11 protein-coding genes are annotated in these 12,868 nt (G+C 62.0%); 2 read left to right on the top strand and 9 right to left on the bottom strand.

The genetic code is table 11. The annotated features are described in order from the left end of the window. Positions 1-187: 187 nt before the first annotated feature. Positions 188-1,546 carry a hypothetical protein gene (locus Q0C28_RS14850; protein ID WP_293576924.1) on the top strand — a complete coding sequence of 453 codons (1,359 nt, stop codon included), beginning with the start codon at positions 188-190 and terminating at the stop codon, positions 1,544-1,546. A 240-nt stretch (positions 1,547-1,786) separates the two neighbouring features. Here the strand turns inward: Q0C28_RS14850 and Q0C28_RS14845 are convergent, their stop codons facing one another. After that, positions 1,787-2,722, bottom strand: coding sequence for a LytTR family DNA-binding domain-containing protein (locus tag Q0C28_RS14845; RefSeq protein WP_293576923.1), 936 nt, complete (start codon positions 2,720-2,722; stop codon positions 1,787-1,789). Positions 2,723-2,970: 248 nt separating this feature from the next. Here Q0C28_RS14845 and Q0C28_RS14840 point away from each other — a divergent pair, with 248 nt between their 5' ends. Beyond that, positions 2,971-3,525, top strand: a complete 555-nt coding sequence (locus tag Q0C28_RS14840) for a cytochrome b/b6 domain-containing protein (protein WP_293576921.1) — start codon at positions 2,971-2,973, stop codon at positions 3,523-3,525. Between the two features lie 121 nt (positions 3,526-3,646). Here the strand turns inward: Q0C28_RS14840 and glpD are convergent, their stop codons facing one another. The 8 genes from glpD to Q0C28_RS14800 form a co-directional block, all read right to left on the bottom strand. After that, positions 3,647-5,236: a glycerol-3-phosphate dehydrogenase gene (gene glpD, locus Q0C28_RS14835; RefSeq protein WP_293576919.1), complete on the bottom strand. Its 1,590-nt coding sequence runs from the start codon at positions 5,234-5,236 to the stop codon at positions 3,647-3,649. After that, positions 5,229-6,014 carry a DeoR/GlpR family DNA-binding transcription regulator gene (locus Q0C28_RS14830; protein ID WP_293576918.1) on the bottom strand — a complete coding sequence of 262 codons (786 nt, stop codon included), beginning with the start codon at positions 6,012-6,014 and terminating at the stop codon, positions 5,229-5,231. Before Q0C28_RS14830 ends, glpD begins: the two co-directional genes overlap by 8 nt. A gap of 288 nt (positions 6,015-6,302) precedes the next feature. Continuing rightward, positions 6,303-7,337 carry a DUF1513 domain-containing protein gene (locus Q0C28_RS14825; RefSeq protein WP_293576954.1) on the bottom strand — a complete coding sequence of 345 codons (1,035 nt, stop codon included), beginning with the start codon at positions 7,335-7,337 and terminating at the stop codon, positions 6,303-6,305. A 79-nt stretch (positions 7,338-7,416) separates the two neighbouring features. Continuing rightward, positions 7,417-8,586, bottom strand: coding sequence for an imelysin family protein (locus tag Q0C28_RS14820; RefSeq protein ID WP_293576917.1), 1,170 nt, complete (start codon positions 8,584-8,586; stop codon positions 7,417-7,419). After that, positions 8,586-10,247, bottom strand: a complete 1,662-nt coding sequence (locus tag Q0C28_RS14815) for a di-heme oxidoredictase family protein (RefSeq protein WP_293576916.1) — start codon at positions 10,245-10,247, stop codon at positions 8,586-8,588. The genes Q0C28_RS14820 and Q0C28_RS14815 overlap by 1 nt, the downstream gene beginning before the upstream one ends. A gap of 202 nt (positions 10,248-10,449) precedes the next feature. After that, positions 10,450-11,718, bottom strand: a complete 1,269-nt coding sequence (locus Q0C28_RS14810) for an imelysin family protein (RefSeq protein WP_293576915.1) — start codon at positions 11,716-11,718, stop codon at positions 10,450-10,452. A 97-nt stretch (positions 11,719-11,815) separates the two neighbouring features. Further along, positions 11,816-12,322, bottom strand: a complete 507-nt coding sequence (locus Q0C28_RS14805) for a hypothetical protein (protein ID WP_293576914.1) — start codon at positions 12,320-12,322, stop codon at positions 11,816-11,818. Continuing rightward, positions 12,319-12,498 (bottom strand): hemin uptake protein HemP, encoded by a 180-nt coding sequence (locus tag Q0C28_RS14800; RefSeq protein WP_293576952.1) that lies wholly within the window; start codon positions 12,496-12,498, stop codon positions 12,319-12,321. The genes Q0C28_RS14805 and Q0C28_RS14800 overlap by 4 nt, the downstream gene beginning before the upstream one ends. Between the last annotated feature and the right edge of the window lie 370 nt (positions 12,499-12,868).

The following is a 12,868-nucleotide window of genomic DNA, read 5'->3' as shown; positions in this document are numbered from 1 at the left end:
ATGTTCCCCAAGACTGCGGCCAATCACTCCACGCAAAATGGTGCGCCATAGCGGGAGGGAACCGGATCATAGCTCCTGGCGCCTGATTAGTGCGTAGCGCAGCGCCGCGACCGGGGATAGACCCGTCCAATTGACGCAGTGGTATTCATCGGCAAAGATACACCTAGTTAATTGTATGGGTGTTGATATGTTTGATGAACTTCCTGATTTTCTCACACAGGGTGAACAGGCGCGTTTGTTCCCGGTTTTGTCCACCACCTCAAAAGAGGGTCGCACGACCTCCATTGTCTTGGCCTGTATGGCAAAAGTTGACGAATTTGGGGCCAATTTGCTGTCGAGCCTTGGGCAACGGATTGGGGTTCGCTCCCGGATTGAAACCTTTACGGAAGTGGTCTGCGCCAATTCATGCAACGGGCAGACGGACAGGCCCGACGGCCTTGTGGTGGTGCGTACTGGGACCAGAGAATGGCGTGCATTGGTTGAGGCGAAGGTGGGCTCCAACACTTTGGATGGCGCGCAGATTGAACGATACCGTCAACTCGCCAAGGAAAATGACATCGACTGCGTGATCACGATTTCCAACCAGTTCGCCACAACGCCCTCGACCCATCCAGTGCCAGAGGTGATGAAAAGCAGGTCCAAGATCCCGGTCTTTCACTGGTCCTGGATGCATGTACTGACCGAAGCCGATTTGCTGCTGAGCCGCGATTCCGTTTCGGATGCTGATCAGAAAGTGCTTCTGAATGAATTGCGCCGCTTCCTCAGCCATGAAAGTGCTGGTGTGAAAGGGTTTGACCGGATGCCGCGCGAATGGGGGGACTTGAACAAGCTGGTGTCCAGCGGGGGGATGATCCCGGCGAAATCTGTAGAAGCGCAGGTTGTCATCCACGCCTGGCATCAGGAAACCCGAGATCTGTCACTCATTCTCAGCCGGATGACGGAGACTTACGTGACTGAACGCCTGTCCCGCAAACACCGATCTGATGGGGCTGTACGATCAAAAGACGAACTGGCCAGCCTGAGAGACAAGGGGCAACTGATGGCGGAATTGGATGTGCCGGACGCTGCTGCGCCCATTCAGGTAGTTGCCGACATGGCCCGACGCAGCATTGATGTTGGCATGACCTTGCGGGCACCCGAAGACAAAATATCAACCAAGGCGCGCGTCAACTGGTTGCTGCGTCAGGTCAAACTGGACCGTTTGGATGATGTCTATCTGCGGCTGCATTGGCCGGGTAAATCCGAACCCACTCAGCATCTGATCCAAGACCTAAAGGACAACCCTGATCTTGCCTCTGTTGGCAAAGACCAATTGGCGCCGCACAGCTTCTTTGTGTTTCAATCCAAACAGCTTGGCGCGCGATTTGCACAGCAGGTCAATTTCATCGTCGATCTGGAGGAATTGGTGCCTGCATTTTATCGTGACATTGGAGCCAATCTGTCGGCCTGGCAAAAGCGTGCGCCAAAGATCAAAGATGATCGCGCCACCGCCGAAGATGTCACCACAGAAGCCATGTCGGAGGATGCGCAGAACTACGATGGCTAACCGATTTAGTGAGATCGGTTCGCCAGTTGTCATGGCGCGCTCGCCCCAAGAATGTCAGATGTGCTGACCAAATGTTTCGCGTGCGAAACAATGGGGCAGGGGGGCTGATACTTTTTCTGGGCGTTGCAGGGCGGCGTGCGCGGATATGTGGGGTAAGGGACTGATTTAACGCTATCTTTACCATTTCTGCCAGCGCTTTCAGTTCTTTGTGCCGCGGCGGCCCGTTCTGTGCAGGGCGTGTCAAAGTAGAGGCGATTGTGATTGCGGTGGTGTCGCGGGTTTCTGCTGCAGATCTGCGCGCAATGCGCTGTAGCGGCGGCGGCTGACGGGGACGCTGTCGCCATTGCTGAGCCAGCAAACATAGGCACTGCCCTTGCGGCGGATATCCTTCACATGGGCGAGATTGATCCAATGGGAGCGGTGACATTGCGCGCCCCGTCGTCCCGCCAAACGTGCGATGCAGTCCCCGAATTGCACACTAAGCAGGCAGCGGCCCTGCGTTGTCACCACCTCGACGTAGTGATCCTGTGCATGGAGCCGGATGACATCCTCTCCCAGCGCCGGTGGCACGCCTTCGAACAATTGATGCAGCGGCAGGTCTGCGGGCGCACTCTGTGAGTGTTTGTCCGTGCCTTTCTCTGTGTCTGGCTCTGTAGTCGTGGGCTGAGCCTGCCGCGGCGCGTTCGGATCAGTTGGGCTGTCATCAGTTGTGCTGGGACGGGTCACAGCCCTGCGCCGCATTTGCAGGAGCAGCGCGCAGAGCCCACTGATGGTGAGGCAGACGGGCAGCACCGCCTGCAGCTCTTCCAGATACAGCGCGAGGGACAGGGGCGCGTTAGCCAGCTCGCCCTCGGCATTGCCAAAACCATAATCGAGCATCAAAGACAGCGCCGCAAAGGGCAGCGGTGTCACCGCGAGGCTCAGCAGTGTGGCCCGCCCCGTTGGCACCCCGAAACGCTGCAGGGCGCGCAGCGCGGCCAAGAACAGCAGCAATATGGCAAACAGATGCGTGACCCAGAGCGCAAAGGCGGTGAGGGGCGGCAGGTGATCGGTGTGATCGGCTTCAAACACCACGATCAGGGCCGCACCGCCGATGGCCGCAAGGGCAATCTGGCGCAGTGGGACCCGCTGTAGGCCCCCCTGTTGGTCATCCTGTGGGTCTCCTAGTGGGTCCATCTGTGGTCGCGGTCGAGCCGCCGTCCTGAGAAAAGCAAAATCGCGCATAGCCATGAGCTGCAGGCTAGCGTGGCCTGCGTCAATGGTCGAGCCGACCGCTGGCGAAAGATCCACGACCGTTCACGCAGCAGAGCGACCACATAGCCATCGCCGGTTGAACGCTGAAGTTGGGATTTGCAGATAGCGGTGCAGTCGAAAACGCGAACACCACGTAACAACACAACATTAGGGGGCAGCACATGCCGCAGATGCCGCAGATACCAATGGACCGCTATCATTTTCTCGCCCGGCTGCTGCATTGGCTGATGGCGCTGGGCTTTGTCTTCATGTGGGCCTGCGGCTATGCGATGTCGTCACTGGTGGGCGAGGACACGCCCCTGGAAGAGCTGTTGTTTGGGCTGCATATCTCCGGCGGGGTGACGTTGGCGTTTCTGCTGATCTTGCGGATCGCTCTGCGCCTTGTGCTGCCCCATCCCGCGCCGGTGGCGGGACTGTCGCGGTGGGAGCATATTGGATCGCAGCTTGGGCATCTGGCGCTTTATCTGCTGCCTGCGCTGGTGATTGCGATTGGTTGGGCGGAAACTGATTTCGGGGGCCACAGTGTCAGCTGGTTTGGCATCGACATGCCCAAGCTGCTGCCCACCACGGAGGTTCTGTGGGGATGGGAAGTTGAGGAGGTCACCGAAGTGCTGCACCGCTGGCTTGCCTATGGGATGCTCGCCGTGGCTGTTGTGCATGTCGCGGCGGTGGTGAAACACCGGCGCGAGGGGCATGATGTCCTGCCGCGGATGACCTTCCGTTGATTCATCCGGGCGGGCTGTCCAGAGCGCTTGCCCAGACTGGCAGTGCCCAGGAGACTTGCGGTGCAACCAGGCTGGCAGTGCCCAGGGGACTGGCAGTGCAAAGGGGGCGGTGGCCCCGCCGTCAGGCGGCGCGCGCCTCCACCTGATCGACCACATAGGCATCCACTGCGCTGCGCTGCTCGGGGCTGAGCCGCAGGCCCAATTTGGTGCGGCGCCACAGGAAATCATCGCCCCGGCGCACCCATTCATTGGCAATGGTCCAGTCCAGTTCACGCGCGGTGATGGTGGCGCCAAATTCAGTGCCGAGATCGGCGGCACTGCGGGCCTCGCCCAGGACATCCCAGGCTTCGGTGCCATAGGCGCGGATCAGACGGCGGGTCGCATAGGGGCTGAGGAACGGGTAATCCGCTGCGAGCTTTGCGATCATTGCAGCCACATCAGAGACCGCGAACTCGCCACCGGGCAGGGTGACGCCTGCGGTCCAGTCGCCTGTGACATTGGGCAGTGCCTCGCCGATTTTGGCCAAAGCCGCTTCTGCCAGTTTGCGGTAGGTGGTGATCTTGCCGCCAAAGACATTGAGCAGCGGTGCCGCTGCGGTGTCCAGGCTCAGCACATATTCGCGGGTGGCCGCGGTGGCAGAGCTGGCCCCGTCATCATAGAGCGGCCGCACACCTGAATAGGTCCAGACAATATCGTCGCGGCTGATCGGGCTTGCGAAATACTGCGAGGCGAAATTGACCAGATAGTCCTGTTCCTCGGGCGTGCAGGTCGGTGCGGTTTCGGGATCCGGATGGTCGGCGTCGGTGGTGCCGATCAGGGTGTAGTCTTCTTCATAGGGGATCGCAAAGATGATCCGCCCATCCGTGCCCTGGAAGAAATAGCAGCGGTCGTGGTCATAGAGCTTGGGCACGACAATATGGCTGCCGCGCACCAGGCGGACGCTTTCGCGGCTGTTCTGGCCCAGTTTCTGGCGCAAGACATCCGCGACCCAGGGGCCACCTGCGTTCACCAGCATGCGGGCACGCCGTTCAAAGGTTTCGCCGGTCGCCAGATCCTTCAGCGCGATCACCCAATGATCATCGCTGCGGGTCGCCCCCGTCACCTGGGTGCGGGTCATGATTTCAGCGCCGCGGGCCTGGGCGTCGCGGGCGTTCAACACCACAAGGCGGGTGTCTTCGACCCAGCAGTCGGAATATTCAAAAGCGGTTTTGAATTTCGGATCCAGCGGGCGACCGGCCGGATCACTGGCCAGATCAAGCTTGGCGGTGCCGGGCAGGATGCCACGTTTGCCCAGACTATCATAGAGAAACAGCCCCATGCGGATCAGCCAGGCCGGGCGGCGGCCCTTCATCCACGGCATGATACGGGTGAGCAGTCGGGAGGTTGGCGTGTCGCTGTCAAACCGCATGTCTGGATGAAAGGGCAGCACAAAGCGCATCGGCCAGGAGATATGCGGCATGGCTTTCAGCAGCACTTCGCGTTCGATCAGTGCTTCGCGCACCAGGCGAAACTCAAAATACTCCAGATAGCGCAGGCCACCGTGGAACAGTTTTGTGGAGGCAGACGAGGTGGCCCAGGCCAGATCGTTCATTTCTGCCAGTGCAACAGACAGCCCCCGCCCTGCAGCGTCACGGGCAATACCGCAGCCGTTGATGCCGCCACCAATGACAAACAGGTCGGTGAGTTCGGATTTGGAATGAAGGTCAGACATGGGAATCGCTTTCGGAATTGCGGGTCCAGAGCAGGCGGGTGCCTGCCGCCTCTGCCGCGCGGGAGAACTCGGGCGGAACCGGGCGATCGGTGATGATCGTGTCCAGCTCTGCCACATCACAGATCCGCACCGGCGCGGCGCGGTCGAATTTGCTGCCGTCGCAGACCAATATGCGGTTGCGGGCGTTTTCCAGGATCGCGCGCGCGACCGATACTTCGCGGGCGTCATGGTCAAGAATGGCGCCATCTGCATCCATGGCCGAGGCACCGATGATGGCGAAATCCACCTTGTAGCGGGCAAAGAAGCGCACGGCGTCATCGCCCACGATGGCACCGTCGCTTTTGCGGATGGCGCCGCCGGCAAGGATCAGATCCTTGCTGTCGTCTTCCATCATCATATTGATAATGTTGATGTTATTGGACAGGACGGTCAGCCCCCGATGGCCCGAGAGCGCCCGCGCCACCTGTTCGGTGGAGGTGCCGATATTCAGTGCAATGGAGCAGTTTTCTGGGATCACTTCAGCGGCGAGCGCTGCCATGGCGCGTTTGCTGTCTGCGTTCAGGCTGCGGCGTTCATTATAGCCCCGATTGGCGGCCGAGGCGATGCGGACCGCGCCACCATGGACCCGGCTGAGTTGCCCACGAGCCGAGAGGTCGCGCAGATCGGTGCGCACGGTCTGCAGCGACACGCCAAAGCGTCCGGCGAGATCTTCGACCTCGACCCGGTCCTGCGTTGACAGCAGGGCCATGATTTCGTTTTGACGGTGTGTTGCGTCCATATGCTTTCCTTTTCACGGCTACCTATAGGGTTTTCAGTAGGAAATGTCAGCGAAAACTTTCGTTTTTCGCGCGCTCATCGCAAAAGGAAAGCTGCCTTCGCGATACGAAAGCAGCGGTCCCGGCGCGAAAGCGACGCGGGATCAGGGCTTTGGCCCCGTTTCATGTGGCCCGAGCGGCGGCGGGCCTTGGTAAATTCGGGAGTTCTGGTGAAGGACGCAGGCCACTTGCGCGGTGTTGCGACCGCGCTTTCGGCCTGCGCTAGGCTGCGTAGAATCAGATGAACGGAATCAGAGGAGCGGGATCAGATGGTTGTCCCAGGCCAGGTCATGGTCGATTGGATCCTTCACCGCGCCGGCGCTCAGTCGGGCGATACGTCCCTGACCGGTGGTGACCACAAACCCCGACCGATCCGTGGCCAGACCACAGACATCCGTCAGCCAATGCTCGCGCAACAATGTGGCCGACGCGCAATCCGCCACTTGTACCACGCCCCCACGCGGAGAAGTCACCGCGACCTCGTGGCCGTCGGGTGAAAAGGCAATGGAGCCGCCATAGCCCTGCAGATTGCGCAGGCGGGGATCCTCTGCCGCGATCAACAGGGCGGTGCTACCGGGGCGGTGCAGGCCGACGATGGGCAGATCCGCGCCGGGATCGCCCTGCCATTGCATCGCAAAGCCAACGGTGCCGTCGGCGCGCATGGCCAGATGGCGGATCGAATTCAGCCGCAGATCGCCGTCCAGCTGCAGCTGGTGTTCGACCTCACCCTCCAGCGTCAGATAGCTGAGGTTGGGCTGCATCGCGGGCAGGTTCAATTTGGCGCGGCCACTGTCGGGGTGAGTCTGGATGCCGCCGTTGGCGACCACCAGCCCAGGGGCGTCCTGCCGCAGGCGCATATCGTGGGGGCCGATACCACCGGAGGCGATGGAGCCGATGCGGCGGTAGGTGGTGCTGGCCTCCCACAGGCCGATGCGCCCCTCTCCGGTTTCAAAGGCGTTTTCAGTGGTGAACAGCAGGTTGCCATCCGGAGAATAGGTGCCATGGCCATAGAAATGATGGCCCGGCGGCGGCGTCAGCCGGGTCAGGGCCTGACCGCTGCGGCAGTCGATCACATCGGCAAACTGGCCGGGCCTGCGCGCGAAGGCGACCGCTTCGGGCCGTGTCGGGTGGGCGGTGGCGGCGTGGCCCCGGGCGGGCAGGGGATGGCGGAACAGGATCCGGCCTGTGTGGTCGAGGCCTGCCAGCAGAAAACGGCCATCCATGGTCCTGCCTGCCGCCAGATATGCGGGGCTGCCGATATCGGCCCAGCTCGCTTGTGGGGCCATGCCTGCGGCCAGCAGCCCGGCCAGAAAGCCGCGCCGTGATGCGGTAGGGCGAGATTTGGACCGGGCCTCTGACACCGCGTCAGTCCCCATCGAGAGAGTTGAAACCGGCGTTGACCCCGAGGCGCGGGCCCAGCTCGGTCGCAACGATCTCGCGCAGGTCGGTCACATCCTGCAACAGGGTTTCGATGCGGAAGCGTTCGGCGGGGATGGTGACGCTGGCCAGCGTCGGATCCTGCAGCGCGGCGGCGCGCGCGCGGGCTTTGTCGAAGGCAGCGCGCAGTTGGTCGGCCAATGCGGTGTCCTCGGCGGCGAGCGCCAGCGCCAGCGGCTCCATCGCGGCCAGGGTCAGGCGGATGTGATGCAGGCTGCGGGCGGAGCGCCAGGCCTCGGCCCGTTTTGGGCGCGGCTTGTCAAAGCCACCGAGCGGTCGGCCCAATCGCATATCCCCGAGCAGCTGCAGGCCGGTGTTCAAGGCTTTGAACAATTCCTGACGGACCTCGCTGTCGCTGCGATAGCGGTCGCCGGGGCGGCGCAATTGATCGGCGTAGCCTGTGTGCCAATCGGCGCGAATGGCGGCGGTGGTGGCTGCGATATCGGTGGCGATTGCCCGGATCAGCGCGCAGGTCTGTGCAGGCTCGGCCACATCGCGGATGGTTGCGTCATAGAGCAGATATTCCAGCGCGTAAAAACCGCGCAGGGCCACCGATTGAGTGGCGAAGGCAGCGGGATCGGCAAAGCCTGCCGTGGTTTCAGCATCCGCTAGCAGTGCCTGACGCAGGGCGTCGGGGATTTTGCCCCGCGTGTCCGGCCAGAAGGCCAGCGCAAAGGCGCGGTTCTCTGCCTCAGTCGGGCCAAACCGCAGATGATTGACGCGGATCCAGGCGTCAAAGGCGTCAGCAAAGGCCTGTTGCAGAGCGGGATCATCATGGCGGCAGGTCTGGTTGGCGGTTTGCGCCAGCGCGGCGCTTTGGCTGGCCAATTGATCAAACCCCGGCAGAATATGCTGGGTGAGGATCCATTCGACCTGCTGATCCGTCACCAAGGCGGGCACAGTGGTGGCCATCTGTGTTGCGGCTGTTGCAGCTGTTTTGGTTTCGGCCTGCAACGGACCGGTCGGCGCCAGCAGGCTCAGCCCCATTGCCACGCCAACGCCCCAAACCGAGGCACGCAGCCGTGCTGGAGTGGTGGATGTGCCTTTGGGCGCAGCAGATCGGGTTTTCACAGGTTGGGTCATCACTGTTGGGTTCATCAGAGGGACTCCAGAAAGGTCAAGAGATCGGCGCGATCTTCGGGTGTTAGGGCGATCACGGCGTCGCGGGCGGATTGCGCCTCGCCGCCATGCCAGAGGATCGCCTCCAGCAGCGTTCGGGCGCGACCATCATGCAGATAGCCCGCGCGCGGATTGACCTGTTGGACCAGACCCAGCCCCCACAGGGGTGCAGTGCGCCATTCGCGCCCGTTGGCGCGCGCTTCGGGGCGGTTGTCGGCCAGGCCCGGCCCCATGTCATGCAGCAACATATCGGTGTAGGGCCAGATCAACTGGAAGCTCTGGGCGGGCTGATCTTCGAGCCGGTGGGTCACGAACTTGGGTGTGTGACAGCTGGTGCAGCCCGCGTCGTAGAACTGGGCTTTGCCGCGCAATACGGCGGGGGCATCGATATCGCGGCGGGCGGGCACGGCAAGATTGCGGCTGTAGAAGGTCACCAGATCCATGTTGGGCTGATCAATTTCAGTGCCGCGCACATCGCCGCCGCCGTGGGGTGCTGTGCGACAGGCGGTCTGCGTGGTGGTGCATTCCCCCCAATTGGCCGGGAACAGCGGCGTGGAGATGCCGATGTCGCCAGAAAAGGCCGCAGCAGATTGTTCATGCACAGTGGCGATCCCGGCCTTGTAGCCGAAGCGGCCCAGCATGGGCTGCTGGAACTCTTGCGACCAGACCACATTGGGACGACCGGAAATGCCATCACCGTCGCGGTCTTCCGGGTCGGCGAGGGCGAGGATTTCTGCGGCGGGGATCGCCTCCAGCAGACCAAGGCCAATCATCGAGGGTGCGACCCGTGGTGACAGCATCGCCTCGGGGTGGAGCGGGCCGTAGCCCAGATCGCGAGTGCTGTAGCGGGGGGCTTGCAGTTGGACGGTTTCACCGCCGTTCAACGCCACAGCGGTTTCGGTATAGTCGACCCCAAGCCGGTATTCCGAGGGCACCGCGGGGGCGGACACATCCTGCAGCTGCAGGCCATAGTTGGGATCCGGAGCGCTGGCGATGTAATCCTCGATATGGGCCATGCGCTGATGCGTTTCGCCGGGAATGGAGATTCGCAGGAACATGGTGGCAGAGGGGTAATCGGGCTGCTCTGGCACGTGTCCACGGCCGTCTTTCAGGTGGCAGCGCTGGCAGGAGCGGGCGTTGTAGAGCGGGCCGAGCCCGTCCGAGGCCAGGGTGGAGGCGGGCGAGAGCACCCAGATCTTTTTGAACAGCCCATTGCCCAGTTTGAATTCCAGCTCTTCTTCGAAGCTGAGGTTGGCGCTGTTTTGGGAGTAGGCTTCGTCGTCCTTGCGGGCGCGCACGGTGGTGGCGCCGGCAGGGCGGGCCTCATAGGGCTCGGCCTTGGCAAAGCTGCGGGTGGGGGCAACGATGGGTGCGATGCGGGCAGCCTCTGCCTCCGTGCGGGGGATCACCTTCAGGTGGCGATCGTCCAGCGGGGGCAGGGCGATGAGGGGTGTTGTGGTGTCTGATGCTGTCGCTAGGCCCGTGGCCGCTGTTGTTTCTGCACCGGAGGTCGTGGCGGCATCCAATGCGCTGGCGGGCTCTGCGGTTACTGCGGTCAAGGCGGCCACGGCCAGCAAAGCCAGCAACGTGGCCGAGCCAAGGGCAGGGCGGAAACGGTGGCGCAGGGGAGGATGCATCATGGTCTGATCACTTTTGTCTGGCGAAGCTACGACGATCCCCGATCACTGCGGGGAGGGAGTGGCTGGCGAGAGGGTGCGCAGCTGCGCGGCGAGGTGCAAGGGGGCGAGCCAATTTGCCACGCCCGCTGACCAGAATGTGACAGGGGCAGCAGACTGCCGCCCCTGATCAGATGTGTGTGCTGCACTGTGCAGCTGTGCTGATTTAGTGGAAGACCGCGTCGGGGTTATCCAGCGAGTCGGAGCCTTCGATGGTGACGCCGTCGACATTCAGCAGGCTGATCACGCGCTCGATCGAGCGGGTCTGATCGACCAGGCCGTTGACGCCGCCCATCACCAGGGCTTCGCCAGCCGCGTTGCCGCGCTCCAGCATCTGGTCATAGGAGAACCCGGCTTCCGCTGCGGTTTTGATGCGGCCCAGAGCCATCATGGTGGTCGAAAGTTTGCCACGCAGCTCGCTGTCGAGTGCGCCATCCTGCGCCGCCACCAGATCGGAGAGCGAAGGACCGGAGACCAGCTCGCCGTTCACGCGCACATATTCACCAAGGTAGACATTCTGGATGCCCAGACCGTCGTAGTAGTGGCTGTTGTGGGTGTTGTCGGAGAAGCAATCGTGTTCTTCTTCCGGGTCGTTCAGCATCAGGCCCAGGCGCATGCGCTCACCGGCCTGCTCGCCGTAGGACAAGGAGCCCATGCCGGTCAGCATGGCTGTGATGCCTGCATCTTCGTCAGCCAGCAGCGTGGTGCGTGCGTCGCCCGCATCGCCCCACTGTGCGGTCATCCATTCCAGGTCGGACACCAGCAGGTCGGTGGCAGCCTTCAGGTATTCGCCGCGGCGGTCACAATTGCCGTTGGTGCAATCTGCGCCTGCGGCGTAATCGGTCCAGGAACGGGAGCCTGCGCCATGCTCGGTGCCGTTCAGATCCTGACCCCAGAGCAGGAATTCGATGGCGTGGTAGCCGGTGGCAACATTGGCTTCAACGCCATCTGCTTCGTGCAGGCTCTCTTCGAGCAGGGCCGGGGTGATGGCGCTGGCGTCGATGGATTTGCCGGACAGTTCGAACTGCGGGTTGGCAACAACGTTCAGCACGGCCAGCGTGTTGTCGTCGGTTGGCCCACCGTAGGAGGCATCCACGTAGTCGATCAGACCTTCGTCCAGCGGCCAGGCGTTTACCTTGCCTTCCCAGTCGTCGACGATGGCATTGCCAAAGCGGAAGACTTCGGATTGCTGGTAAGGCACGCGAGAAGCAAGCCAAGCGCTGCGTGCGGCTTCCAGGTTTTCGGCGGAAGGCGCGGCGATCAGTGCGTCAACAGCGGTCTGCAGGATTTTGGCGGTTGCCAGGCTGTCCTCATATTTTGCCTGCGCGATATTGGCGTAGTTCGTCAGAACCCCCGCCTTGTCGGCCGCAAATGTCGGTGCCGCGACTGTCGCCAGTGCCGCTATGGCGGTGCCTTTGAGGAGATGCGATTTCATTGTCCTGTCCTTCGACTTTTTACTTAGGATTTGGTTTTGGTCTTCACGTGAGGCGACCGCTGCGGCAGGGCGCAGCGGGGCCGAATTCAATTCCGTTTCAGTGCAGGCGCGCGGTCATTTGATTATGCGCGACCTCATGTGTTGGTGCGGCGACGCTGTGCCCTGTGGTCATATGCTCCAGTGCCATGCCCGCTTTGGCGGCCAGGATTGCGGCCTGCACAGCCTGGTTTGGCACCACGATCAGTGAGGCCAGCAGATTGGCATCATCGGTCTGGCCCTGTGCCGCTGCCGCCACGAGATTGGCAAAACAGCTCTCATCGGCGCCAAGGCATGTACAGCTGAGCCCATGACGCACCAGTGGGCGCCGACCTGCATGGGCGCAGAAATTGCAGAGCCGTCCTGTATTTTCAAACGCTTGACGGCCAAGAACAGGGCCAAGCGCGTGTTGCATTTCGCTGCGCACAGTCATGCGAGAGTCTGGCCCGCTGAACCAGTGGCGCATAAAGCGAACTGCAGCGGCCTCGAGCGGGGGCAGGTCGGTCAACAGTCCGACCGTTGCGCCCCCGCGAGGGGCTGTTATCGCAGGCTCGTCGTAAGGGGTCATTTTGTGAGGATCAGCTTTCCGGCGCGGGTGATCCGCAGGCTGTAGATCTGGCCGTTCAGCAGGATGCGGGCCTGGTTGCCGCCGCGTGCCAGCTCTTCGGCGTGATAGGTTGGGAATACTTCGGTCGCGGCAGTGGCGGTGGTGGTGGTTGCGTGATCAAAATTCATCTGGTTCATATCTGTCACCCGTTTCTGTCCTCGGATCGGTCCAGATACCACTCCAGGGGAAACCCGCCGTCGCCGTGGGCGACACCCTCAAACAGCCAGCCGATGAACCCGGGCAGATCTTCTGCGGGGGGCGTGGGCTGGGGGCCTTGGGTGGGTTGCGTGGAAGAGGACACTGGATCATCCCATCTGGTTGCGCTGAGAGTTGGGCTGGCGTCGGAAACGTTGGCTGAACTGTGCTTATATACTTAGCGTCATCGAACTTCCGAGTTTTGATGAGTTGACGTCATGCGTGAAAACGGTTCAGTTAGGCTCATGATCCGCCCCGGTTTTCTTACCCCTTCAGAGCGTCGAGAGCTTGAGGCTTGCGTGCGCAGTCATC

This window comes from Phaeobacter sp., from assembly GCF_022825805.1.
GTDB lineage: Bacteria > Pseudomonadota > Alphaproteobacteria > Rhodobacterales > Rhodobacteraceae > Phaeobacter.
The sequence above is the reverse complement of the archived record's forward strand: the minus strand, read 5'-3'. Positions and strand labels throughout refer to the sequence as shown.

What these genes read in the sequence shown, in the direction of transcription:
- glpD (WP_293576919.1), bottom strand. Translation starts at nt 5,236, where the DNA reads ATGTCTGACCTTCATTCCAAATCCGAACTCACCGACCTGTTTGTCATT.
- Q0C28_RS14820 (WP_293576917.1), bottom strand. Translation starts at nt 8,586, where the DNA reads ATGAACCCAACAGTGATGACCCAACCTGTGAAAACCCGATCTGCTGCG.
- Q0C28_RS14845 (WP_293576923.1), bottom strand. Translation starts at nt 2,722, where the DNA reads ATGGACCCACTAGGAGACCCACAGGATGACCAACAGGGGGGCCTACAG.
- Q0C28_RS14810 (WP_293576915.1), bottom strand. Translation starts at nt 11,718, where the DNA reads ATGAAATCGCATCTCCTCAAAGGCACCGCCATAGCGGCACTGGCGACA.
- Q0C28_RS14805 (WP_293576914.1), bottom strand. Translation starts at nt 12,322, where the DNA reads ATGACCCCTTACGACGAGCCTGCGATAACAGCCCCTCGCGGGGGCGCA.
- Q0C28_RS14800 (WP_293576952.1), bottom strand. Translation starts at nt 12,498, where the DNA reads ATGAACCAGATGAATTTTGATCACGCAACCACCACCACCGCCACTGCC.
- Q0C28_RS14850 (WP_293576924.1), top strand. Translation starts at nt 188, where the DNA reads ATGTTTGATGAACTTCCTGATTTTCTCACACAGGGTGAACAGGCGCGT.
- Q0C28_RS14830 (WP_293576918.1), bottom strand. Translation starts at nt 6,014, where the DNA reads ATGGACGCAACACACCGTCAAAACGAAATCATGGCCCTGCTGTCAACG.
- Q0C28_RS14825 (WP_293576954.1), bottom strand. Translation starts at nt 7,337, where the DNA reads ATGGCCCCACAAGCGAGCTGGGCCGATATCGGCAGCCCCGCATATCTG.
- Q0C28_RS14815 (WP_293576916.1), bottom strand. Translation starts at nt 10,247, where the DNA reads ATGATGCATCCTCCCCTGCGCCACCGTTTCCGCCCTGCCCTTGGCTCG.
- Q0C28_RS14840 (WP_293576921.1), top strand. Translation starts at nt 2,971, where the DNA reads ATGCCGCAGATACCAATGGACCGCTATCATTTTCTCGCCCGGCTGCTG.